Source organism: Rhizobium sp. 05L419 (assembly GCF_056397845.1).
This window is the reverse complement of the sequence record NZ_JBFTOF010000009.1, coordinates 1-21858: the sequence shown is the minus strand read 5'-3', so window position 1 is coordinate 21858 and position 21858 is coordinate 1. Positions and strand designations below refer to the sequence as shown.

Sequence of the window (21858 nt, the reverse complement as noted above, 5' to 3'; positions counted from 1 at the left end):
AAACGGCATCGGCAACCTCCGAATACCGACCTTCGTGTCAGTCAATTCCGGTCTTGTCATCAGGCAGGCCGGCCACACTCTGGGAGGAGTAAATGAAGAAATCCGTACTTTCTGCAGCGCTCGGCGCGCTGGCGCTCGGTGTCGCCTTCGCGGCTCCGGCAACGGCCGCGGACGTGTCCGCCTGCCTCATCACCAAGACCGATACGAACCCGTTCTTCGTTAAGATGAAGGAAGGTGCGACGGCCAAGGCGAAAGAACTCGGCGTCACGCTGAAATCCTACGCCGGCAAGATCGACGGCGATAGCGAGAGCCAGGTTGCAGCGATCGAAAGCTGCATCGCCGACGGTGCCAAGGGAATTCTGATCACGGCATCCGACACCAAGGGTATCGTGCCGACTGTCAAGAAAGCGCGCGACGCCGGCCTGCTCGTCATCGCGCTCGATACGCCGCTCGATCCTGCTGATGCCGCCGATGCAACCTTTGCCACGGACAATCTGCTCGCCGGTAAGCTGATCGGTCAGTGGGCCAAGGAAACGATGGGCGACAAGGCGAAAGATGCCAAGATCGGCTTCCTTGATCTGACACCATCACAGCCGACCGTCGATGTTCTGCGCGACCAGGGCTTCATGATCGGCTTTGGTATCGACCCCAAGGACCCGAACAAGATCGGCGACGAGGACGATGCGCGCATCGTCGGTCACGACGTGACCAACGGCAACGAAGAAGGCGGCCGCAAGGCCATGGAGAACCTTCTCCAGAAGGATCCTAGCATCAACGTCATCCACACGATCAACGAACCGGCTGCCGTTGGTGCCTACCAGGCGCTCAAGGCCGTCGGCATGGAAAAGAACGTGCTGATCGTCTCTGTTGACGGCGGTTGCCCGGGCGTCAAATCGGTTACCGAAGGCGTCATCGGCGCAACCTCGCAGCAGTACCCGCTGATGATGGCCGCTCTCGGCGTTGAGGCCATCAAGAAGTTCGCGGACGGCGGTGAGAAGCCTAAGCCGACCGAAGGCAAGTCCTTCTTCGACACCGGTGTCTCGCTCGTCACCGACAAGCCGGTTTCCGGCGTCAAGTCGATCGACACCAAGCAAGGCACCGACAAGTGCTGGGGCTAAGCCTCGCGATTTAACCAGAAGACCGGCCGGGGGTTGATCCCCGGCCGTTTTCGACGGACGATGAGCTGTTGCCTGACGAACCGGCGTGCGAAGACCGGAATGAGATCGGCAGTGGCTTACGCGCGCAGTTCGGCGCGAAGGCTGAGGAGGAAAAAGTGACTGGAGCACAGGAATTCGAACAGGTCCTTGATGGCAGCGACAAGAGTGTTGCGTCGTTCGAGCACCAGAATGTCTCGCTTTTGAAGCGGGCGCAGCATTTCCTGCATTCGACCCCGGCGGCCATACCGCTGATCGTGCTGGTGCTGGCTATCATCATTTTCGGCCTCGCGATCGGCGGACGGTTCTTCTCGTCTTACACGCTGACGCTCATCCTGCAGCAGATCGCCATTGTCGGCATCCTCGGCGCAGCCCAGACGCTGGTCATTCTGACCGCCGGCATCGACCTCTCGATCGGCGTTATCATGGTCATTTCCGCTGTCGTGATGGGCAATGTCGCRGTCACCTACGGGATACCGACTCCACTCGCAGTGCTTGTGGGTCTGGTCGTCGGCGGTCTCTGCGGTCTTCTCAACGGTTTCCTCGTCGCCTACATGCGGCTGCCGCCGTTCATCGTGACGCTCGGCACCTGGAATATCGTCATGGCGACGAACTTCATTTACTCGGCAAACGAGACGATCCGCGATACCGACGTCGATGCGCAGGCGCCGCTGCTGCATTTGTTCGCGTTCAGCTTCAGGGTCGGCAGCGCCGTCTTGACGCTCGGCGTCATCGCCATGGTGCTGCTGGTGCTGGTGCTCTGGTACATCCTCAATCACACGGCCTGGGGCCGGCACGTGTATGCGGTCGGCGACGACCCGGAAGCTGCAAAGCTCTCGGGTATCCAGACCAAGAAGGTGCTGTTGACCGTCTATGCGATCTCCGGCGTCATCGCTGCCTTTGCCGCCTGGGTGTCGATCGGCCGCAATGGCTCGATCTCACCCTCCTCTGCCGTGACCGACTACAACCTTCAGGCCATCACTGCGACCGTAATCGGCGGCATCTCGCTCTTCGGCGGTCGCGGCTCCATCCTCGGCACCCTGTTCGGCGCGATGATCGTCGGCGTCGTATCGATGGGCCTCAATATGCTGGGGGCGGATCCGCAATGGAAGGTGCTGCTCACCGGCGTCCTCATCATCGCAGCAGTCGCAATCGACCAGTGGATCAGAAAGGTGTCGGTGTAACCATGGCAAACGAACCCATTCTCTTCGCACGTGGTCTGGTTAAGCGCTACGGACGCGTCACGGCACTGGATAACGCGGATTTCGACCTTTATCCCGGCGAAATCCTGGCCGTCATTGGCGACAATGGCGCCGGCAAGTCATCGCTGATCAAGGCAATATCGGGCGCGGTCACGCCGGACGAAGGCGAGATCAGCCTTGAGGGCAAGCAGGTCAATTTCCGCTCCCCCATGGAAGCGCGGGAAGCCGGCATCGAAACCGTATACCAGAACCTCGCGCTCTCTCCGGCGCTCTCGATCGCGGACAACATGTTCCTCGGTCGCGAGATCAGGAAACCCGGCGTGCTTGGCAGCGTGTTCCGAATGCTGGATCGGCCGACAATGGAAAAGCGAGCGCGAACCAAGCTGACCGAACTCGGCCTGATGACCATCCAGAACATCAACCAGGCCGTCGAAACCCTCTCCGGCGGCCAGCGGCAGGGTGTCGCGGTGGCGCGGGCTGCCGCGTTCGGCTCCAAGGTCATCATCCTTGATGAACCGACGGCCGCTCTCGGTGTGAAGGAAAGCCGCAAGGTTCTGGAACTGATCCTCGACGTGCGCTCTCGCGGCATTCCGATCGTGCTGATCTCGCACAACATGCCGCATGTCTTCGAAGTGGCGGACCGCATCCACATCCACCGCCTCGGACGCCGTCTGACGGTGATCGATCCGAAGGAATATACGATGTCGGATGCCGTCGCGTTCATGACCGGCGCCAAAGCCGTTCCCACGGAGACGGTTGCCGCATGAGCGAGAGGACGAGGGAAATCGCCGGCGAGGCTATCGACCGCGCCGGCGACGCCAAGCGCTTTCTGGTGGCGATTGCCGGTCCGCCCGGTTCCGGCAAGTCCACCATGGCCGACAACCTCGCAGACAATCTGCGGGAACGCGGCCAGACCGCCGAAGTCCTGCCGATGGACGGCTTTCACATGGACAATGCCATCCTCATTGAGCGCGGCATGCTGGCGCGCAAGGGCATCCCGGAGAGCTTCGACGTCCGCGGCTTCCTGGACATCATTCGTGCCGTGCGGCTTGCGGACCAGGAAGTGCTGGTTCCTGTTTTCGACCGTTCGCGCGAAATCGCCATCGCGTCTGCTCGGGCCGTTTCCCCGGATCACCGCTTCATCATCGTCGAGGGCAACTACCTGCTCTTCAATCAGGGCAAGTGGGCGGAACTGGATGGCGTGTTCGACTACTCGATCATGCTTGCGCCCCCCATCGAGGTACTTGAGGAGCGCCTCTGGGCGCGTTGGCGCGGTTACAAGCTGACAGAAGAAGCCGCGAGCGCCAAGGTCTACGGCAACGATCTTCCGAATGGGCGATTGATCCTCGGCAATCGCCGCCCGGCCGATGTGACCCTGGACAGCGCTTAGCGATTGTTTTTGCCGCGCGGTTGGTGGTATCGACACCCGGAACACATCGCTCCGGAGGCCGCCATGCAATCGATCACCATCCGCCGACCCGATGACTGGCACCTGCACCTGCGCGACGGCGCCATGCTGGAAGGCGTCATCGGCGATACCAGCCGCGATTTCGCCCGCGCCATCATCATGCCGAATCTCGTGCCACCCGTCGTGACTACGGCGGACGCGGAGGCCTATCGCTCACACATCACGGCGGCTCTGCCGAAGGGCGATCGGTTCCAGCCGCTGATGACGCTCTACCTCACGGAGCATACCGATCCCGACGATGTCGAAGCAGGAAAGAGAAGCGGGTTGATCACCGCGGTCAAGCTTTATCCCGCCGGCGCCACCACCAATTCGCATGGCGGCGTTCGCGATATCGATAAGGCGATGCCGGTGCTGGAGCGCATGGCGAAGATCGGCCTTCCGCTCTGCGTTCATGGGGAAGTCACGGCGCCTGAGGTCGATATCTTCGACCGGGAAGCGGTCTTCATCGAGGCGGTTCTCGATCCGCTGCGCAAGCGCCTGCCGGAGCTGAAGGTGACGATGGAGCATGTGACCACCAGCGATGGTATCGACTACATCAAGTCGGCCAAGGCCAACCTCGCCGGTTCGATCACCACCCATCACTTGATCATCAACCGCAACGCCATTCTCGTCGGCGGCATCCGGCCGCACTATTATTGCCTGCCTGTCGCCAAGCGCGAGAACCACCGGCTGGTCCTACGTGCCGCTGCCACCAGCGGCGATCCCCGCTTCTTCCTCGGGACCGATTCTGCACCGCATGTCGATCCGCTGAAGGAATGCGCCTGTGGCTGCGCCGGCATCTATACGTCGATCAACACGATGAGCTGCCTGGCCCATGTCTTCGAGCAGGACAATGCGCTCGACAAACTTGAAGCCTTCACATCCCTGAATGGTCCCGCCTGGTACGGCCTTCCTGTCAATGAAGAGACAGTAACGCTGGTCAAACGACCAGATCCAGTTTCGTTTCCGGCCAAGATTGAAACAGGAGCGGGGTCCGTAACTGTTTTTGATCCAATGTTCCCGCTGCATTGGGATGTCCAACGTTAAGAGATATCTTGCGAGTTTCTAATTTATATTGTCGCGTCAACTTGACGCGGCAGGTCACTTTCATTGATGTTGCGTATTTTGCTTCGAAACCGTCATTTTTAACGAAACGGGTAAGACATTCGTCATACCCCCGCAGCTAGGCTGTGGGCCGGTTGAGGCTGCGGCAGAAGCCGCTGGGTTTTGAAGCATGACGCTTGATTATAACTCCCTTTTGATAGCGCTTGCGGTTTCGGCAGGTTGCCTTGCAGCAACGCTGTTCGGTAGCTGGTTCGGGCGTCGCACCGAGACCTTCCTGCTGAGCTGCGCTCTCGCTTTGCTGCTGATCGTGGGCGGCATAATCGTTTATGGCCTGTATGTCGAAAAGCCGGCCATATGGCTCGGCGTTGTTGCCTATGTCCTGTTGCATTCGGGCTTAGCCATGGGGTGGGGCGCGGGATACCAGTTTCGCACCGGCCGCTTCCCGGCCTTGGCTACGATGGTCTGCGCTTTTGCCGCCATATTGCTGTCCGTTCCGCCAATGATCGCCGGCTACGATGGCGCTGCCTTCATCGCTGAGAACACGGTGATTGCCGCTGTCCTTTTTGCGGTTGCCTACCAGTATTGGCTGGCGCGCGACGAGGCGCCTGCGCCGCTCACCGCAATTGCCTTTCTCTATACGCTCACGGCCCTGTCCTTCGTGTTCTGCGCGGTGGTCCTGATCGCCGGCGGCAAGCTTGTTCTGGGCGCAGCGCCGAAAAACTGGGCAGAGGACCTAAGCATTGCCATATGCATCGCCAGCATGACCGGCATCGGTGCGCTTTCGCTGGCGCTGCACCAGTGGCGCGTCGCTGCCCGGCACCGGCTGGATGCGATAACCGATCCGCTCACCGGACTGCTCAACCGCCGCGCGCTGTTCGACCGCTATGGCGCTGGCGCGATGGACACAACGACCGCGATCGTGGTCTTCGACATCGACCACTTCAAATCCATCAACGACACCTATGGCCACGGCGTGGGCGATCATATGTTGAAAGTCTTCGCCGCACTCCTGGAGGCGAGCTGCAGAACCGGCGACACTGCCGCGCGGCTCGGTGGCGAGGAGTTCGCGCTGGTGTTGAAGGAAGTGATGCCAGGGCGTGCCGAGGTGGTGGCTGAACGCATACGGAGAGCCTTGGAAGACTACGAGACACGCCTCGACGGGAGCGTGGTACGATGCACTGTCAGTGCTGGCGTCGCGGTGGGGCGGCCGATTCCGACGCATTTCGACGCATTGCTAAGTGCTGCGGACAAGGCCCTCTACGCGGCCAAACGTACCGGCCGCAATCGTGTCGAGCTGTCCGGCCATCTCCACGCGGTCCCGGTCGAGGCCGTGCGGACAGGCTCTTGATCGAACGCCTCTGCTCCCATAAGGCTGCCGTCGGCCGGTGGCCGGCCGCCCCGCGGCGCGAAAGCGCGATGGTGAACGCATCCAGATACATCCTTCACATCCCTTGCCGTTTGGCGATCGATGGCGAACGGGTCAGCAGACGCGGGCACTGATCGTCCGGTTTGCCGCCAACGGAAGGAATGTACCATGCGCGATTTTCGCGACGCCAAGCTCATGGCGAAAACACTGCGGCAGGCTCTTGCCGGCCGTCAGATTGATCTCACCCACAGCGGAACCCTCGAAATCGTTGCCCGGCAGTTCGGCGTCGATCAGTGGAATATCCTCTCGGCAAAGCTCGATGAGGAAGAGGCGGCACCGCCCGCCATCGCCATTCAGCCGCCGATCCCGATCTTTCGGATCTTCAACGTCGACAAGGCGAAGGAGTTCTATTGCAGCTTTCTCGGCTTCGCGCTGGATTGGGAACATCGCTTCGGGGACCATTTCCCCCTTTATTGTCAGGTCTCCCGCAGCGGCATGCTGCTGCACTTGAGCGAGCATTCGGGAGACGCCAGTCCCGGTGCGAGAGCCTTTGTGCCCGTCACGGGCGTGCGTGCCTTCCAGGCCGAGCTGGCCGGAAAACAGTATCGCTATATGAAGCCAGGCATCAGGGAAGCGCCCTGGGGGCTCGAGATGGAAGTCATCGATCCGTTCAACAACCGCGTAACCTTTTGCCAACGACCGTAAGCGGATTTGCGGGAGGGGTCGTGCCCTCCGGCCTTTCCGTCAAAGGGTCGCCAGGGCGCGGACGAAGGCTATCGAGGCGAGGAGAGAGGCGGTCGTGCGAACGTGGTTCCACCACGTCCAATCCTTCAGGTAGGTCGCCCATATCGCCGTGGCCTCCGGCCCGCTGCCGCCGACTTTCGCAAGTGCATCGTTCATCGGTACGTTGAAGACTATGGTCGAAGCGAATGAGGCGATCAGATAGAGTGCCGCACCTGCGAGCATCCAGAGGCTTGTGACTTCACGCCAGTTCAGGAAGGCAAGCGCGGCGATCACGAGGCATAGGATTGCAGTCGGAACAAAAAGCAGCATGAAGGGCGAGCGGACGATTGTCACGTTGATCGAGTTCATTGCAGCAATACCCTGTTCGGCCGGAATGCGCGCAAACGCCGTCATCACAAAGGTCGAAAAAGCGAAGAAAATTCCGGCAATGAGGCCGCTGCCGATTGCGGCAGCTGTGAGAACGATGATGAGAACGGTCGTCATGATCATGCCCTCCAGGTGCCGGCCGCTGCGGCTTGTTCAGCGAACAGGCTGAAGTCCCTGGGCGGGCGGCCCAGAATCCGTGTAATATCGTTCACGACATCGGAGTTGCGTCCATCGAGCACCTGGCTGAAGAGCTCTCCAAGCAGGTCGATTGTTCCCTGCGCCAGACCGGCTGCGACCAGGCCCGCCTTGAAATCAGCGATCGATATCTGCCGGTAAGCGACGCTCCTGCCGGATGCTTTGGCGATCTCGGCGGCTGCCTCCCGGAAGGTTAGTGAGCGAGGGCCTGTCAACTCGTAGGTCATTCCGACATGTCGTCGATCGGTCAATGCGGCAACTGCGGCGTCGGCAATATCGTCGGCATCGACGAACGGTTCCTTCACCTCGCCTGCCGGGAGGGCAAGCTCCCCGGCCGCGATCGACTCTGCAAAGGCGCCTTCGCTGAAATTCTGGCAGAACCAGGAGGCGCGCAGGATCGTGTAGCCGATGCCCGATGCCTTCAGGGTTTCCTCGCTGCGTTGCGCTCCTTCCTCGCCGCGACCGGACAGCAGCACAATGTGCTGTAGCCTGCAGTCAACTGCTGTACGGGCAAGGGCGTCGATCGCCTCCGCGGCCCACGCGACGGCAAGGTCTGGCTGAAAGGTGACATAGGCGCCGGTGGCCCCGGCGAGAGTGCTGCGCCATGACGCCCGGTCCTGCCAATCGAAAGGGCGGCTGCTTGAGCGGGAGGCGAAGCGATGCCTGATACCGCGCTCCGCCAGGCGCACTGCGACACGGTTGCCGGTCTTTCCGGCGCCACCGACAAGGATGATTTCGGAATTCTGCATCTGAGTACTCCCTTTGTCGAAACAAGAGAAAATCTCTCATTTGCAAAATGAGATAAACTCTCTTATTTTCTTCGTCAACAGGAAAATGGAGTGTCGGATGCCGGAGCGGGTCGCAGGCGGGCGAAAAAAACAGGCGGAAGCGACAGGTCAACCGCGGCGGATCCCGAAGCAGCAGCGTGGCCGCGACCGCTTCGAGAAGATTCTTTCGGTCGCAACAGAGCTCATCGAGAAGAATGGCAGCGACGCGCTGAAGATGAGCGAAATCGTCGAGAGGGCTGGATTGTCCTTCGGCGCGCTCTATCAGTATTTCCCGGACAAGAGCTCGATCATCCGCACGCTGGCGGAGCGGTTCAACGAGCAGGGGAGGCGCTGCGTCGAGGCAGAGCTGGCCAACGTGGCGAGCGCCGAGATGCTGCGCCAGGCGCTCGGCAACATCGTCGACCAGTACTATGACTTTTTCCGCAGCGAACCAGTCATGCGAGACATCTGGCATGCGACCCAGGCCGACAAGCTGCTGCAACAGGTCGATGCAGAGGACATGGAGTTCCATTCCCAAAAACTGTTCGAGGTGCTGGTGAAGCTATGGCCGCAGCGGATTCCGGACGAGTTGCTGTCGATCGCCCGGCTGACGATGCAGCTGCTTGCAGCGGCTGTGCGGTATTCAATCTTGCTGGGCGAGGAAGACGGACAGGCAGCAATAGCGCTCTACAAGAAAATGCTGCCCGTCGATATCGGTCACCTCATGGCTACGCCATGATGCGGGCGCCGAAGCAAGGCAGAATGCCGGTCCGGCAAGTGTCGCGGCGAGCACTGTCAGCAGCAACGGCAAGGCCTCGCTTCTGGAAGCTGGTCACGAGGTAGGCGACCAAAGCCTGAAGCGGAACGTGCGTCGATACAAAGCAGATCGAGAAGATCCTGGCGGTAAGCGAGGTGTTGAACTTCCGAAAAACCATGGATGTCGTCTGGCGCATTGCGGACTCCTTCGTGGGTGTCTTTGGCGCCGCGAAAATCGAGGGACCCGCTACTCCAATCATACGAAAATCATTCTAAATTGAACGTTTTTCTCGAGGAGAGCACGCCCGAGCGCCCACAATGCTTGCCGAGCAATGCATGTCAGGCAATTCTAAAATTACGCGGTAGTGAGAAAAGTCGAATGCTGGAAGCAATTTAAACGAGTCATGGTTCGAGGCATTCCGCCGCTCGCGCGAAAGGCGAACAAAGCCGAGTCGGGCCGCACCTCGCAGCCTATCCCGGCAGGAAGGCAAGGAAGGACACGTAGCCGATCGCCCCGAGTGCCGCCGAGATGGCAGAGGCTTGCGCCAGTGCAAGCCCGTAGCCCCGGCTGCCCGCAGTGAGCGCCAGGGCCACCTTTGTCACCATGTTGACGGCGACGGCAAGCAGAATGACGCTTGCGGCAGTCCTGACATCTATGGTCGTGCCGGCAAGCCGGGCGGTCGACAGTGTGATCGCGTCCACGTCCACCAGGCCCGAAATCGCGGCCACCGCGAAAAGTGCCGAAGCTCCCAGGTAGACGATTGCGATCTTCGATAGCAGGCTGATGAGCCCGAGCAGGAGCCCGAAGGAAAGGACGGTCTGTATTTCGAACGGGTTCTTCACCGTGACCTCGGGCACATCGGTTGATGGCCCGGGCACATCGGTTGATGGCCCGGGACGAAAAACCCTGAGAAAGCCTAACGCGAGAAATCCGACGATGGCCGGCACTAGGCCTGCGGCGAGCGGGACGAGCAAATCCGGCGCCAACGCGCTGCCAATGGCGAGCACGCGCGCGAAGGACAGGGCGCCGGCGATGGCAGCTCCGGCTGCCAGGTGGCGCGACCCCTGCGGCGCCTCTCTGGAGTATCGGGCAAAGGAAAGCGTCAGCGCGGTCGAGGAGACAAGACCACCTGCAGCGCCCGCGAGCAACACGCCGCGGTTTGTGCCCATCAGCCTGATGGCAACGTAGCCGGCAAAGGAGAGTGCTGCGATCGTGATGGTCAGCAGCCAGAGCGAAAAGGGATTGATTGCTCCCCAAGGGTCTAGCGTCCTGTCCGGCAACAGCGGCAGCACGACCATCGTCATGGCGAGCAGCATAAGTGCCGAGCGCAATTCCGGCCATGTCAGCCACTGGACGAAGCCGTGAAGGCTGTGTCGCGCGGCCAGCACCACCGTCATCGCCACGGCACCAGCCGCGGCTGTGATGATATCGCCGACGGCAGCAAGCACGCCGAGCGCAAAGACCAGGAGAGCGGCGACGATCGACGTCACGCCATAATCCTTGTCTTCCTCAGCTTCGCGCCACTTGCCAGCGATGTAGACGACGCCGAGGAGGGCCGCGATCGTTGCGGGCAGAAAAGGGCCGGTCATGGGCTGCAGTGTTCCGACGACGCCGCCGAGGAAGCCAGTCAGGCCGAAAGTCCTGATGCCGGCCGTTCTGCCGCCGTCCCGGATATCGCGTTCCTGCCACCCTCGCTCGACGCCGACGAGCAGGCCTATTGGAAGCGCCACGCCGAGGCGGTGGAAGACGTCTATATGTTCCATCCGGTCACGATATCCCTGCCGCACCGCCGCGCAAGTGCAACGATTTGAAAAAGCTGAAACATTTGCTCGCTGTGCGCTTTTAAACCACCGCCGGGCCACTGGTCCTAGGCGCCAAGCGGAAACATCGGCGCGCTACCGCATCGTTTTTGCCCGCATTCTCGACCTCAAAACCGCTCGCCGTTCTGGAATCTTTCCGCACTTGCTGCTATTGGCCCATAAATTTGACAAATGGAGAGAACGATGATCCAGGCGACATTCACCGACCGTGCAGTCATGGCAGAACTGGTGGCGAAGATGCTCTGGGAGATCAAGGCGGTGCACTTCAATGCCGCGCAGCCCTACAAGTTCGCCTCCGGCATGGCGAGCCCGGTCTATATCGATTGCCGCAAGCTTCTCTCATTCCCGCGCATCCGGTCCACGGTCATGGATTTCGCAGCAAGCGTCGTGCTGAACGATGCAGGCTTCGAACAGTTCGATTGCATTGCCGGCGGCGAAACGGCCGGTATTCCCTTTGCAGCCCTACTTGCCGATCGCCTCAGCCTGCCGATGATCTACGTCCGCAAGCAGCCAAAGGGCCACGGCCGCAATGCGCAGATCGAAGGCAATATGCCGGAAGGTTCGCGCGTTCTCGTCATCGAGGACCTAACGACGGCCGGCGGCAGCATGTTCAAGTTCATCGACGCGATCCGGGCCGCCGGCGGCATCGTAGATCACGGCATCGCGCTCTTCTACTACGGCATCTTTGACGAGGGTGCGCTGCGCTTTGCCGACGGCAAGGTGAAGCTGCACTACATCGCCACATGGCGCGATGTGCTCGCCGTTGCCAAGGCGCAGAAGCTGTTCGACGACAACACCCTGAACGAGGTCGAGTCTTTCCTTGATGCACCTCTCGCCTGGTCGGGCCGCAATGGCGGCATTTCATCTCTGTGACACCGAATGCGTGACGCGGCGCTTTGCTTTTGCCACGAAATTATCTAATCGATTAGAACATCTAAATCAGTGAATGCACTGGGAGGTCGGAATGATTTTATGCTGTGGCGAAGCGCTGATTGACATGCTGCCGCGGGAGACCACTCTCGGCGAGAAGGGCTTTGCCCCCTACGCCGGCGGCGCGATCTTCAATACGGCGATTGCGCTCGGCAGGCTGGGCATTCCCACCTCGTTTTTTACGGGCCTCGCCGACGATATGATGGGCGAAATCCTGCGCGACACGCTGAGGGCCAGCAATGTCGACTTCAGCCTTTGTGCCATCACGCAGCGCCCCTCTACGGTTGCCTTCGTCAAGCTGGTGAATGGTCAGGCGACCTATGCCTTCTACGACGAAGGCACGGCCGGCCGCATGATCACCACAGATGACTTGCCTGCGCTTGGCGACGACTGCGAAGCCCTGCATTTCGGCGCGATCAGTCTGATCCCGAGCCCCTGCGGCGAAACCTACGAAGCGCTGCTCGACCGCGAAGCCGACAAGCGCGTCATCTCGCTCGATCCGAACATCCGCCCCGGCTTCATTAGGAACAAGGATGCCCACATGGCGCGGATCAAGCGCATGGCGGCCAAGTCCGACATCCTGAAGTTTTCCGACGAGGACCTGGAATGGTTCGGCCTCCAGGGCAGCCATGATGATCTGGCGGCCTACTGGCTGAAGCACGGTGCCAAGCTGGTCGTGATCACCAAGGGCGCCGAAGGGGCTACGGGCTATACCACCAGCCAGAAGGTATCGGTGCCGAGCCAGCGCGTGACCGTGGTCGACACCGTGGGGGCGGGGGATACCTTCGACGCCGGCGTGCTGGCCTCGCTGAAGCGCCAGGACCTGCTGACCAAGGCCAAGGTCGCGGCCCTTGACGAGGCCGCCATACGCGATGCCTTGGAACTGGGCGCAAGGGCCGCCGCAGTCACCGTCTCACGCGCCGGAGCAAACCCGCCCTTCGCCCAAGAGATCGGGCTCTGATCGCGGCTCCAACGACCGGGGCGGCGATCACGTCGCCTCGCGGAATTCGAGGATATCGCCGGGCTGGCATTCCAGCGCCCGGCAGATATTCTCCAGCGTATCGAAGCGCACGCCTTTGACCTTGCCGGATTTCGGCAGCGATATGTTCTGCTCGGTGATCCCGACGCGCTCGGCCAGTTCCTTCGACCGCATCTTGCGCTTCGCCAGCATCACGTCGAGATTGGCGATTATGGCCATCGGTTGCACGAAGCTCCGATAGTGCTGTGAGGCCGGACATGCCCTGAAGCAAGAAACGGCCGCTGCTGAGGTTCAGGCTATCCGGTCCAGAAACCCGAGTACTTCGCGGTTGAAGGACTCGGGCCGCTGCAGCGGCGCAAAATGGCTGACATCGGCTAGCGCAATGAATTCCGCACCCGGAATGCTGCGCATGAGATAGGCGGCATGCTCCGGCTTGATGAACTCGTCACCGTTGCCCAGTACGATGGCGACCGGCACGCTTAGCCGGCCGAGGTCCTGTGCGGAGTAGTTGGGTTCCGTCGCCATCATTCGGCTAACATCGTCCACGAAGGCCCCGAATTGATCCGGGGTGGCCGAGAGAGCCCTATAGTCCTTCTTGTGGCGACTGAAGCAGCGATCGATTACCGGCGTTGCCACGAACGGCTTGGTGCCGCTCGGGTCCATGCTGCATGCAAAGAAGAAGACGCCGGAGACGCGGTGCGGCTCCCGGTCTGCGAGAATAAGGGCGGTGCAGGCTCCGTCGCTCCAGCCGACGAGGGCAGCCCTGCCGATCTCAAGCCGGTTCATGACCGCGAGAACATCCGATGCCATCAACTCATACTTGAAAGGCCGTTCATCACGGGTGCTGCGGCCGTGCCCGCGGCTGTCGATGACAACGACCTGGCGGCCCGATGCAACAAGCGCCGGGACCTGGTATCCCCAGTTGCCGCCGTTGCCGAGCCCGCCATGGAGAAGGATCACCGCCGGGCCGGATCCTGAGGTGGCATACCAGATCCGCGCGCCGTCGTTGTCGACGAAGCCTTCGCTGCGGGCCGCAGGCAAAGGTATGACGCCATGCGCCTCGAAATCAACAAGTTCGTCGTCGGTTGTGTTCATGCAAGTTCTCCAAGGGAATGTATGCGATGACGATCGGCGACGTCGCGTTTCTACATCGAGCATACAAAAACGCCGTTCGGCCGCAACCTTGGGCTCGAACTTGGGCGGCGCTCAACCCAACTTCCTTGAGAAAATCATTAGTGTTGACTATTTGATGAGTATCGGCTAATTGTTTCTGCATGATAGAAACTACTGAAATTTCCTCCCTCATGCGTGCGCTCGCCGATCCCACCCGGCGGGCAGTCTATGAGCGGATCGTCGGCGCCCGGGAGATTACGGTTGTCGAGCTGACGCGCGGGAGCGGCGTGACTCAGGGTGCCATTTCACAGCATCTCAAGTCCCTTAAACAGGCACGGCTCGTCGCCGAGCGACCCGAGGGCCGGAACGTCTACTACCGAGCGGAGCCGGATGGACTTGCCCCGCTGTTCGACTGGATGAGCCACTACGGCCTGTTCTGGCAGGAACGCTTCGACAGCCTGCGAACCCTATTGAAAGAGATCGATCCATGAACAAGGCAATACTGCAATCCAACATTCAGGACATTGTCGTCGACGAGGTCTTTCCGCATGCCGCGGAGACGATCTGGAAGACCTTGACCTCTGGCGACATGATAGCGCGCTTCCTGATGAAGCCGACAGGATTCGAGCCGGTGGTTGGCAATCGCTTCACCTTTCAGACGAACCCGGCCGGCGAATGGGACGGCATCATTCATTGCCAAGTGACCGATGTGGTGCCGAACGAACGTTTTGCCTACACCTGGAAAGGCGGGCATCCGGCGAACCCGGGATACGGCTCGTTGCTTGATACGGTCGTTACGTGGTCGCTCAGCGAAGCGGTAGGTGGAACGCGAGTCCGCCTTGTCCATTCCGGCTTCGTCACGCCGAAGAACGACACGGCCTTCGCAAACATGAGCGAAGGTTGGAAAAAGGTTGTTCCTAGCCTGGGTCCCGTCATGGACGAGCAGGGCTGAGCCCGACAAACCCCGAATATCAGCGTTATTTCTTAGAGGAGGATCACATGAGTGGACCCTATACTGGCGGCTGTGCGTGTGGCGCGATCCGTTACAGGATCGCTGGTGAGCCAGTGGTGATGCTTGACTGCCAATGCCGGCAATGTCAGCGCGAGAGCGGTACCGGGCACGCATCGCATCTGACGTTCCAATGCGACAACATCGTTGTCGAGGGAGAAGCATCGCATTGGCAATTGGTCGGTGACGGCGGACTTGTCAAGAAGCGAGCCTTTTGCCCCACTTGCGGCTCGCCTGTCTACATGACGTTTCCGGCCATGCCTGAGTATTTCGTCGTTCGTGCCGCGAGCTTGGACGACCCCGCCCGGTACAAGCCGCAGCTGATCTGCTGGGCGGCCAGCAACCAGCCATGGGACCACGTCGATCCACAATTGCCAAAATTCGATAGGATGCCCCCGAGCTGATTCAGCGGCAAGGCGGCAGGTCGCGAGACGGTTTCGGCAGTTGCAGGCGTGGGCCAGCAGTGCTACCTAACGTCGTCCGACAATGGAGGTAAGCATGCGCTGTCACATGTTCGAAGGAAACGGAGCTACTCCCGAAGCCACGAACATGATGTGCTATGCGAACACTCAATCTTGGAATTCTGGCGCATGTCGACGCCGGCAAAACTAGCCTAACCGAACGCCTGCTATTTCATGCCGGGGTCATCAAGACCCTGGGCGGCGTTGATACCGGTGACACCCAGACCGACACGCTGCAATTGGAGCGTGAGCGTGGAATAACCATCAAGGCTGCCGTCGCGTCCTTCGTATACAACGACACGCGTGTAAATCTGCTGGACACTCCCGGCCATCCCGACTTCATCGCAGAGGTGGAGCGGGTGCTTGGCATACTGGATGGCGCGGTCCTTGTCGTATCTGCGGTCGAAGGAGTGCAGGCGCAGACCCGTGTGCTCATGCGGGCGCTGGCGCGGCTGAAAGTGCCTACCGTCGTCTTCGTCAACAAGATCGATCGCCGGGGAGCTGATGGACGAGGTGCGCTCGAGAACCTGCGGTCCCGTCTCTCGGACGCGATCGTGCCCATGGGATACGCGACAGCAACGGGAACGCCGGACGCAGCATTTGCCGTTGGTTCCTGGCGGGATCGTCATTTCCGTTCGGCTGTTGTCCAGGCTCTGGCAGAGCATGATGACGAGCTGTTCGAAGCATTCGCCGAGGACGCCGATGTACCTGGCGACGCGCTCTTGTCCGCGCTGGTCATGCGGACCGCCGACGGCATGGTCTATCCTGTGTATTTTGGCTCAGCGATCACAGGCGCAGGGATCCGGGAATTGATGGACGGGATCACTGCCTTGCTTCCCGCATCCATGCCGGAAACCGACAGACCAGCTTCAGCCATGGTCTTCAAGGTCGACCGCAACGGAGGCGGGGAGAAACTAGCCTATCTCAGGATGTTTGCCGGATCGATCCGCGTTCGCGACCGTCTCGCAATTGACGGCAAGGACAATCGCATCACGGAAATCGAGGTATTTTCGCAAGGTCGCACCGGGCGGCGGGACTTTGCTCACGCGGGGGACATCGCCAAGGTCAGAGGGCTTTCAGACGTCCGTATCGGAGACTGGATTGGCGAGCGGTCTGTCCAGGCGCAGCGCCAGTTTCCCCCTCCTATGCTTGAATCGGTCGTCGTCCCGGCGGATCCGAACGAGGCGCCGTTGCTGTGGAAGGCGCTGCTGCAAATGGCAGAGCAGGACCCCCTCATCAATTTGAGGCAGGGCAACGGCCAGGCCGCCATATCGATTTCCCTCTACGGCGAGGTGCAGAAGGAGATTATCGAGCATACCTTGAGGGTCGACTATGGCCTCAGGGTGCATTTCCTCGAGACTTCACCGATATACGTCGAGCGCGTCGTTGGGACAGGCCGGGCTGTTGAACATGCACCCGACCCTTTTATCGCGACGGTGGGTTTGATCGTTGAACCTGGTGACTGCCAAGGTCGTCACCGGTTTCGGTCTCTGATCGACCCAGGATCGTCGCCACACTTTGCACTGAAGGCCATTGTCGAGGCGGTCGAGGAAACGCTGAAGCAGGGTGTTTTCGGGTGGCGGGTTACCGACTGCGTTGTCTCGCTGGCGGAGGCGACCAGAATGCGAAAGTGGGCGACAAGTACCCCTGCCGATCATCGAAACCTGACGCCACTGGTCCTCGCGGCGGCGCTTAAAGCCGCCGGAACGGAAGTATGCGAGCCCGTCGACCGGATCACCATCGAAATGCCCCGCGAATATCTGCCGGGTCTGCAAAGCCTTCTTGCGCGCCTGGGGGCGTCGCTTGAACCGCCAACCTCAGATGGCGCCACATTGCTGCTGGTTGGCGTCATTGCAGCCATCGACGTACACTCGGTGCAACGTGCCTTGCCGTCCTTGACCGGTGGGCTTGGCACTATGGATACGGAGTTTTTTGGCTATCGCCCACTTAGCGGCCCACCACCCATTCGAAAGCACGCCGGGCCGAACTATTTCTCCCGCAGCGAATATCTGGCCCAGATGAGGGGGGCGAGGCGGTCGTGACGGTCGCAGACAACGATCACCAGAAGAAAAGCTCCCGAGACGTCGCGGGAGCTCTTTTAGTTTCGCTCGCTCCTATCCGGCGAGCTTGGCCAGCGCCGCGACGAGGCCCTGTGTAGAGGAATCGTGGCCCGCCGCACTCTCCTTGCCTTCGATCACAGGCAGCAAGCCGGTCGCCAGTTCCTTGCCGAGCTCGACGCCCCACTGGTCGAAGGAGTTGATGCGGAAAAGCACGCCTTCGACGAAGACGCGGTGTTCGTAAAGCGCGATGAGGCGGCCGAGCGCATAAGGCGTCAGCTTATCGTAGACGAAGGTGATCGACGGGCGGTTCCCGGTGAAGACGCGGTGCGGGGCGATGAAATCGGCCTTTTTGTCCTCCATCCCCTTGTCGGTGAGCTGCCTCTTGGCTTCGTCGAAGGTGCGGCCCTTCATCAGCGCTTCCGACTGGGCGATGACGTTGGCCATCAGTAGTTGGTGCTGGTGGCGTAGCTCCGGTTCGAAGGCGTTCGCCGCGATCATGAACTCGGCCGGAATGACGCTCGTGCCTTGGTGGATCAGCTGGTAGAAGGCGTGCTGGCCGTTGGTGCCGGGCTCGCCCCAGACGACCGGGCCGGAATTGACCTCGACCGGCGTGCCGTCGATTGTCACGCCCTTGCCGTTCGATTCCATGTCGAGCTGCTGCAGATAGGCTGGGAAACGCGACAGGCGCTGGTCGTAAGGCAGGATCGCGCGGGTGGCGTAGCCCAGCACGTTGCGATGGTAGAAGCCGATCAGGCCGAGCAGCATCGGGAGGTTCTTGGCAACAGGCGCCTGACGGAAGTGGTTGTCGACAGCATGCGCGCCGTCGAGGAACTTGCCGAAATTCTCCGGCCCGACAGCGATCATCAGCGGCAGGCCGATCGCCGACCAGATTGAGTAGCGTCCGCCGACCCAATCCCAGAAGCCGAAGACCCGCTCGCTGTCGATGCCGAAGGTCGCGACCTTGTCGAGCGCCGTCGAAACGGCGGCGAAATGATGCTGTACGGCCGTTTCGCCGAGCGCATCGGCGATGAATTTGCGCGCCGTCTGCGCGTTGGTCATGGTTTCGATGGTCGTGAAGGTCTTGGACGCGACGATGAAGAGTGTCGTTTCTGCCTTCAGCAGCTTGAGGATGTCGGAAATATGCGCGCTGTCGATGTTGGAGACGAAATGCGCTCGCGGGCCGTCATGGAAGGGAGCCAGCGCCAAGGTCGCCATGACGGGGCCGAGGTCCGAGCCGCCGATGCCGATATTGACGACGTCGGTGATTGCATGGCCGGTCGCCCCCTTCAGGGCGCCGGACCGGATGCCGTCGGCGAATTTGCCCATTGCGGCCAGTACGCCGTTGACTTCGGGCATCACATCCTTGCCGTCGACGAGCACGGGTGTGTTGGAACGATTGCGTAGCGCCGTGTGCAGAACGGCACGATCCTCCGTGAAGTTGATCGCCTTGCCGGAGAACATCTCGTCGCGCTTGGCCTCGACACCGCCGGTTTCGGCCAGCTTCACCAGGAGAGCCAGAACCTCGTCGTTCACGGCTGTCTTGGAATAGTCCATCAGCAGATCGTCGAGCGACGCGGTAAAGCGGGAGAAGCGCTGTGGATCAGCCGCAAAGGCGGCGCGGATGTCGGTCGCCTTGGTGGCGGACGCAGTGCTCTTCAGTTGTTCAACGATGGCATTCATGGGAGGCTCCTTTGCAGGGCGAGAGGGTCGCGGAAACTATTCGCTTTGTAGGGCGCAAATCAAGTTCGGCGACCTGCCGAAACGCAAAAAAGCCACCTGCGTCGGCGGGTGGCTTTTTGGTTCGGAGCATCGAAATCTAGCCGCGCAGATCCTTCCGCAGGATCTTCCCGACCGGCGACTTGGGCAATTCGGGGCGGAATTCGATGAAGCGCGGTCGCTTGTAGTTGGTCAAGTTCGTAGCGCAGTGGGCCTTCACGTCTGCTTCCGTCAGCGCCGGATCCTTCTTGACGACGAACAGCTTCACGGCTTCGCCGGAGTGTCCGTCCGCAACGCCGATCGCCGCGGCCTCAAGGATGCCCGGGTGCATGGCGGCCACCTCCTCAATTTCGTTCGGGTAGACGTTGAAGCCGGAAACAAGGATCATATCCTTCTTGCGGTCGACGATCTTGGTGTAGCCGCGTGCATCCATGAAACCCATGTCGCCCGTGCGGAAATAGCCGTCCGGCGTCATCGCGCGGGCTGTCTCCTCCGGCTTGTTCCAATAGCCCGCCATCACCTGCGGTCCGTGAATACAGATTTCACCGATCTCCCCGAGCGGCAGTGATTTGCCGTCCTCGTCTCGGATGTCGACGTCGGTGGAAGGGATCGGCAGGCCGATCGAGCCGGTAAATTCGGGCGAATCGAAACGGTTGGCGGTCGCAACCGGCGAGGTCTCGGACAGGCCGTAGCCTTCGGTAATGTGAGACCCGGTGACTTTAAGCCAGCGCTCTGCGACCGGCCGCTGCACGGCCATGCCGCCGCCGAGCGATATGACCAGCGCCGAGAAATCGACCTTGGCGAATTCGGCATTGTTCATCAGGGCGTTGAAGAGCGTGTTGAGGCCGGGGAAAACATGCACGTTGGACTTGGCGAATTCCCTGACCAGTGCCGGAATATCGCGCGGGTTGGCGACCAGAATGTTGTGCGCCCCAAGCGACATGCCCATCAGCGAATTCACCGTCAGCGCGAAGATATGATAGAGGGGCAGGGCGCAGAGGAAGTTCAGCACGTCAGGCCGCTGCCTGTTCTCGAAAGCCGATTTCAGCCAGAGTTCCAGCTGAAGCTTGTTTGACAGCAGGTTTTGGTGGCTGAGGACCGCGCCCTTGGCAACCCCTGTCGTGCCGCCGGTATACTGCAGGAAGGCGATGTCGTTGCCGGTCAGTGCAGCCGGCTTGAAGGCCTTCCCGGCCCCTTCGCTGAGTACCTGCTTGAAGGTTTTGTGCTGCGGGATGGACCAAGAGGGAACGAGTTTCTTCACCTTGCGAACAAGCAGGTTCACGATCAGGCCCTTCGTACCCAGCATTTCGCCGAGCGAACTGACGACGACATGGCGTACGTCGGTCTTGGCGAGCACCTGCTCGACCGTTCGCGCGAAATTCTCGAGCACGAATATTGCCTTGGCGCCTGAGTCCCGCAGCTGGTGCTCCAGCTCGCGCGGCGTGTAGAGCGGGTTGACGTTCACGACGACCAGGCCGGCGCGCAGGATGCCGTAAACGGCAACAGGATTCTGCAGCACGTTCGGCATCATCACGGCGACGCGGTCGCCCTTCTGCAGACCTGTATTCTGCAGCCACGCGGCGATTTTGCGCGTCTGGCTTTCCAGTTCCCGATACGTCAGTCGCTTTCCCATGCTGGAGAATGCGACGCGGTCGGCATAGCGCGCGCAGGATCTATCGAGCAGTTCCGCCAATGAGGCATATTCGAGAGGCGGAAGCTCCGCCGGGACGATCTCGGGATAGGTGGCAAGCCAAGGCTTTCCCGGCTTAGCGCCGCCTGGTTGGGCGGAAATGCTGTTCATCGTGTCTCTCTCCCTATCGCTGCCGACCGGTTCCACCGGCAAGCCGATTGGATGATCCTCCATCTTCCAATACGGCAGCTTATGTCATTGCCTGAATGGTTCAAGCCGAGATTAGAGTTACACTAACCTTGACGTAAACGTCAATATTGTCGCGGGGCGCAGCCGCACGGGAAATTTGGAACCTTGAGCGCTGGTCGACGTTTTTGAACCGTAGACCAAGCCAGCGGAAACCAAGAAAAAGGAGGTGCACCATGCTGCATCAGGACGCTGACAACAACCGCCGAGACCCCAATGTAAAGGACACGCCGACGTTGATCGCAAGTGACCGCGTCGAAGGTACGCGCGTCTACGGTGCCGATGGCAAGCACATCGGCTCGATCGAGCGGCTGATCCTCGGCAAGCAGGATGGCCGCGTCGCCTACGCCGTCCTGAGCTTCGGTGGCTTCATGGGGATCGGCCACGATCGCTACCCGCTGCCGTGGGAAAAGTTGAGCTACGATACCCAACTGGACGGCTATCGCATCGACCTGACGAAGGAGCAGATCGAAGGCGCGCCGAGCTACGCGGATGATGACGACAACTGGTACAACGACAATGGCCGCCGGGTCTATGACTACTATGGCGTGCCGCCCTACTGGATGTAACGCCGTCCGCAGGCGCGATCACGCGCTTCTGCACCACGCCGCGCGTAAGTTCTCCTGGGGCGTGGTGCGGTAACATGACCTTGATGGGCTCAGTCGATGACGGGGCCTTTTCAATGGTGCGCCAGGCATGGCGCGTTGTGCGTAAGCACTGTTTGACCGGGATGGTATCCGGTCGACGACTTGGAGGTGCAAGTCCTCTACGGGCCCTGGTGATGGGAACCGTTAGCCAAACAGCAAGGGCGTTATCGCGAGATAAGGTCTG

The 21858-nt window shown here is 60.7% G+C and carries 23 protein-coding genes; 15 read left to right on the top strand and 8 right to left on the bottom strand.

Features of this window, described 5'->3' with window-relative positions:
- The first annotated feature begins 92 nt into the window (after positions 1 to 92).
- The 7 genes from AC1DMK_RS13815 (at position 93) to AC1DMK_RS13785 (ending at position 6939) form a co-directional block, all read left to right on the top strand.
- Positions 93 to 1118, top strand: coding sequence for a sugar ABC transporter substrate-binding protein (locus AC1DMK_RS13815; RefSeq protein ID WP_037060615.1), 1026 nt, complete (start codon positions 93 to 95; stop codon positions 1116 to 1118).
- Positions 1119 to 1273: 155 nt separating this feature from the next.
- Positions 1274 to 2338 (top strand): ABC transporter permease, encoded by a 1065-nt coding sequence (locus AC1DMK_RS13810; protein WP_037060952.1) that lies wholly within the window; start codon positions 1274 to 1276, stop codon positions 2336 to 2338.
- A gap of 2 nt (positions 2339 to 2340) precedes the next feature.
- Positions 2341 to 3123: an ATP-binding cassette domain-containing protein gene (locus tag AC1DMK_RS13805; RefSeq protein ID WP_477859714.1), complete on the top strand. Its 783-nt coding sequence runs from the start codon at positions 2341 to 2343 to the stop codon at positions 3121 to 3123.
- The gene (locus AC1DMK_RS13800) at positions 3120 to 3746 is read left to right on the top strand and encodes a nucleoside triphosphate hydrolase (RefSeq protein ID WP_037060620.1); all 627 of its coding nucleotides are present in this window, start codon (positions 3120 to 3122) and stop codon (positions 3744 to 3746) included. Before AC1DMK_RS13805 ends, AC1DMK_RS13800 begins: the two co-directional genes overlap by 4 nt.
- A gap of 63 nt (positions 3747 to 3809) precedes the next feature.
- Complete coding sequence (pyrC, locus tag AC1DMK_RS13795) at positions 3810 to 4850, top strand: dihydroorotase (RefSeq protein ID WP_037060622.1); 1041 nt, start codon at positions 3810 to 3812, stop codon at positions 4848 to 4850.
- 187 nt (positions 4851 to 5037) lie between these two features.
- Positions 5038 to 6216, top strand: coding sequence for a GGDEF domain-containing protein (locus AC1DMK_RS13790; RefSeq protein ID WP_477859710.1), 1179 nt, complete (start codon positions 5038 to 5040; stop codon positions 6214 to 6216).
- Positions 6217 to 6402: 186 nt separating this feature from the next.
- Entirely contained in the window at positions 6403 to 6939 is a 537-nt protein-coding gene (locus AC1DMK_RS13785) for a glyoxalase superfamily protein (RefSeq protein WP_477859708.1), read from the top strand.
- 39 nt (positions 6940 to 6978) lie between these two features.
- Here the strand turns inward: AC1DMK_RS13785 and AC1DMK_RS13780 are convergent, their stop codons facing one another.
- Positions 6979 to 7461 (bottom strand): anthrone oxygenase family protein, encoded by a 483-nt coding sequence (locus AC1DMK_RS13780; protein WP_037060955.1) that lies wholly within the window; start codon positions 7459 to 7461, stop codon positions 6979 to 6981.
- A 2-nt stretch (positions 7462 to 7463) separates the two neighbouring features.
- The gene (locus AC1DMK_RS13775; protein WP_477859706.1) at positions 7464 to 8288 is read right to left on the bottom strand and encodes an NmrA family NAD(P)-binding protein; all 825 of its coding nucleotides are present in this window, start codon (positions 8286 to 8288) and stop codon (positions 7464 to 7466) included.
- A gap of 97 nt (positions 8289 to 8385) precedes the next feature.
- On the opposite strand from AC1DMK_RS13775, the gene AC1DMK_RS13770 reads away from it, so the two are divergent.
- Positions 8386 to 9045: a TetR family transcriptional regulator gene (locus AC1DMK_RS13770; RefSeq protein WP_037060628.1), complete on the top strand. Its 660-nt coding sequence runs from the start codon at positions 8386 to 8388 to the stop codon at positions 9043 to 9045.
- Here the strand turns inward: AC1DMK_RS13770 and AC1DMK_RS13765 are convergent.
- Both AC1DMK_RS13765 and AC1DMK_RS13760 read right to left on the bottom strand, forming a co-directional pair.
- Complete coding sequence (locus AC1DMK_RS13765) at positions 9035 to 9259, bottom strand: hypothetical protein (RefSeq protein WP_477859705.1); 225 nt, start codon at positions 9257 to 9259, stop codon at positions 9035 to 9037. The genes AC1DMK_RS13770 and AC1DMK_RS13765 overlap by 11 nt on opposite strands.
- A 274-nt stretch (positions 9260 to 9533) precedes the next feature.
- Positions 9534 to 10826: an MgtC/SapB family protein gene (locus AC1DMK_RS13760; RefSeq protein ID WP_477859703.1), complete on the bottom strand. Its 1293-nt coding sequence runs from the start codon at positions 10824 to 10826 to the stop codon at positions 9534 to 9536.
- Positions 10827 to 11066: 240 nt separating this feature from the next.
- On the opposite strand from AC1DMK_RS13760, the gene AC1DMK_RS13755 reads away from it, so the two are divergent.
- Positions 11067 to 11756, top strand: coding sequence for an orotate phosphoribosyltransferase (locus AC1DMK_RS13755; protein WP_477859701.1), 690 nt, complete (start codon positions 11067 to 11069; stop codon positions 11754 to 11756).
- Positions 11757 to 11847: 91 nt separating this feature from the next.
- Positions 11848 to 12774 carry a carbohydrate kinase family protein gene (locus tag AC1DMK_RS13750; RefSeq protein WP_477859700.1) on the top strand — a complete coding sequence of 309 codons (927 nt, stop codon included), beginning with the start codon at positions 11848 to 11850 and terminating at the stop codon, positions 12772 to 12774.
- A 27-nt stretch (positions 12775 to 12801) separates the two neighbouring features.
- Here the strand turns inward: AC1DMK_RS13750 and AC1DMK_RS13745 are convergent, their stop codons facing one another.
- Both AC1DMK_RS13745 and AC1DMK_RS13740 read right to left on the bottom strand, forming a co-directional pair.
- Positions 12802 to 13011: a helix-turn-helix domain-containing protein gene (locus tag AC1DMK_RS13745; RefSeq protein WP_477859698.1), complete on the bottom strand. Its 210-nt coding sequence runs from the start codon at positions 13009 to 13011 to the stop codon at positions 12802 to 12804.
- A gap of 72 nt (positions 13012 to 13083) precedes the next feature.
- Positions 13084 to 13887 (bottom strand): alpha/beta fold hydrolase, encoded by an 804-nt coding sequence (locus AC1DMK_RS13740; protein WP_477859697.1) that lies wholly within the window; start codon positions 13885 to 13887, stop codon positions 13084 to 13086.
- A gap of 179 nt (positions 13888 to 14066) precedes the next feature.
- On the opposite strand from AC1DMK_RS13740, the gene AC1DMK_RS13735 reads away from it, so the two are divergent.
- The 4 genes from AC1DMK_RS13735 (at position 14067) to AC1DMK_RS13720 (ending at position 17417) form a co-directional block, all read left to right on the top strand.
- The gene (locus AC1DMK_RS13735) at positions 14067 to 14396 is read left to right on the top strand and encodes a metalloregulator ArsR/SmtB family transcription factor (protein ID WP_037060636.1); all 330 of its coding nucleotides are present in this window, start codon (positions 14067 to 14069) and stop codon (positions 14394 to 14396) included.
- Positions 14393 to 14857, top strand: coding sequence for an SRPBCC family protein (locus AC1DMK_RS13730; RefSeq protein ID WP_477859694.1), 465 nt, complete (start codon positions 14393 to 14395; stop codon positions 14855 to 14857). The genes AC1DMK_RS13735 and AC1DMK_RS13730 overlap by 4 nt, the downstream gene beginning before the upstream one ends.
- Before the next feature lie 47 nt (positions 14858 to 14904).
- A complete protein-coding gene (locus tag AC1DMK_RS13725) occupies positions 14905 to 15318 on the top strand; it encodes a GFA family protein (protein WP_037060638.1) in 414 nt (137 codons plus the stop codon).
- 155 nt (positions 15319 to 15473) lie between these two features.
- Complete coding sequence (locus AC1DMK_RS13720; protein ID WP_477859692.1) at positions 15474 to 17417, top strand: GTP-binding protein; 1944 nt, start codon at positions 15474 to 15476, stop codon at positions 17415 to 17417.
- 72 nt (positions 17418 to 17489) lie between these two features.
- Here AC1DMK_RS13720 and pgi read toward each other — a convergent pair whose 3' ends face one another.
- Together pgi and AC1DMK_RS13710 are read right to left on the bottom strand one after the other, a co-directional pair.
- Complete coding sequence (gene pgi / locus AC1DMK_RS13715; protein WP_037060641.1) at positions 17490 to 19115, bottom strand: glucose-6-phosphate isomerase; 1626 nt, start codon at positions 19113 to 19115, stop codon at positions 17490 to 17492.
- A 136-nt stretch (positions 19116 to 19251) separates the two neighbouring features.
- A complete protein-coding gene (locus AC1DMK_RS13710; protein ID WP_477859690.1) occupies positions 19252 to 20952 on the bottom strand; it encodes a long-chain-fatty-acid--CoA ligase in 1701 nt (566 codons plus the stop codon).
- A 251-nt stretch (positions 20953 to 21203) separates the two neighbouring features.
- On the opposite strand from AC1DMK_RS13710, the gene AC1DMK_RS13705 reads away from it, so the two are divergent.
- Entirely contained in the window at positions 21204 to 21596 is a 393-nt protein-coding gene (locus AC1DMK_RS13705) for a PRC-barrel domain-containing protein (protein ID WP_477859688.1), read from the top strand.
- Positions 21597 to 21858 lie beyond the last annotated feature (262 nt).

What these genes read in the sequence shown, in the direction of transcription:
- AC1DMK_RS13710 (WP_477859690.1), bottom strand. Translation starts at nt 20,952, where the DNA reads ATGAACAGCATTTCCGCCCAACCAGGCGGCGCTAAGCCGGGAAAGCCT.
- AC1DMK_RS13775 (WP_477859706.1), bottom strand. Translation starts at nt 8,288, where the DNA reads ATGCAGAATTCCGAAATCATCCTTGTCGGTGGCGCCGGAAAGACCGGC.
- AC1DMK_RS13815 (WP_037060615.1), top strand. Translation starts at nt 93, where the DNA reads ATGAAGAAATCCGTACTTTCTGCAGCGCTCGGCGCGCTGGCGCTCGGT.
- AC1DMK_RS13805 (WP_477859714.1), top strand. Translation starts at nt 2,341, where the DNA reads ATGGCAAACGAACCCATTCTCTTCGCACGTGGTCTGGTTAAGCGCTAC.
- AC1DMK_RS13735 (WP_037060636.1), top strand. Translation starts at nt 14,067, where the DNA reads ATGATAGAAACTACTGAAATTTCCTCCCTCATGCGTGCGCTCGCCGAT.
- AC1DMK_RS13745 (WP_477859698.1), bottom strand. Translation starts at nt 13,011, where the DNA reads ATGGCCATAATCGCCAATCTCGACGTGATGCTGGCGAAGCGCAAGATG.
- AC1DMK_RS13740 (WP_477859697.1), bottom strand. Translation starts at nt 13,887, where the DNA reads ATGAACACAACCGACGACGAACTTGTTGATTTCGAGGCGCATGGCGTC.
- AC1DMK_RS13750 (WP_477859700.1), top strand. Translation starts at nt 11,848, where the DNA reads ATGATTTTATGCTGTGGCGAAGCGCTGATTGACATGCTGCCGCGGGAG.
- AC1DMK_RS13800 (WP_037060620.1), top strand. Translation starts at nt 3,120, where the DNA reads ATGAGCGAGAGGACGAGGGAAATCGCCGGCGAGGCTATCGACCGCGCC.
- pgi (WP_037060641.1), bottom strand. Translation starts at nt 19,115, where the DNA reads ATGAATGCCATCGTTGAACAACTGAAGAGCACTGCGTCCGCCACCAAG.
- AC1DMK_RS13770 (WP_037060628.1), top strand. Translation starts at nt 8,386, where the DNA reads ATGCCGGAGCGGGTCGCAGGCGGGCGAAAAAAACAGGCGGAAGCGACA.
- AC1DMK_RS13755 (WP_477859701.1), top strand. Translation starts at nt 11,067, where the DNA reads ATGATCCAGGCGACATTCACCGACCGTGCAGTCATGGCAGAACTGGTG.
- AC1DMK_RS13705 (WP_477859688.1), top strand. Translation starts at nt 21,204, where the DNA reads ATGCTGCATCAGGACGCTGACAACAACCGCCGAGACCCCAATGTAAAG.
- AC1DMK_RS13765 (WP_477859705.1), bottom strand. Translation starts at nt 9,259, where the DNA reads ATGCGCCAGACGACATCCATGGTTTTTCGGAAGTTCAACACCTCGCTT.
- AC1DMK_RS13725 (WP_037060638.1), top strand. Translation starts at nt 14,905, where the DNA reads ATGAGTGGACCCTATACTGGCGGCTGTGCGTGTGGCGCGATCCGTTAC.
- AC1DMK_RS13720 (WP_477859692.1), top strand. Translation starts at nt 15,474, where the DNA reads ATGCGAACACTCAATCTTGGAATTCTGGCGCATGTCGACGCCGGCAAA.
- AC1DMK_RS13780 (WP_037060955.1), bottom strand. Translation starts at nt 7,461, where the DNA reads ATGACGACCGTTCTCATCATCGTTCTCACAGCTGCCGCAATCGGCAGC.
- AC1DMK_RS13785 (WP_477859708.1), top strand. Translation starts at nt 6,403, where the DNA reads ATGCGCGATTTTCGCGACGCCAAGCTCATGGCGAAAACACTGCGGCAG.
- AC1DMK_RS13730 (WP_477859694.1), top strand. Translation starts at nt 14,393, where the DNA reads ATGAACAAGGCAATACTGCAATCCAACATTCAGGACATTGTCGTCGAC.
- pyrC (WP_037060622.1), top strand. Translation starts at nt 3,810, where the DNA reads ATGCAATCGATCACCATCCGCCGACCCGATGACTGGCACCTGCACCTG.
- AC1DMK_RS13760 (WP_477859703.1), bottom strand. Translation starts at nt 10,826, where the DNA reads ATGGAACATATAGACGTCTTCCACCGCCTCGGCGTGGCGCTTCCAATA.
- AC1DMK_RS13790 (WP_477859710.1), top strand. Translation starts at nt 5,038, where the DNA reads ATGACGCTTGATTATAACTCCCTTTTGATAGCGCTTGCGGTTTCGGCA.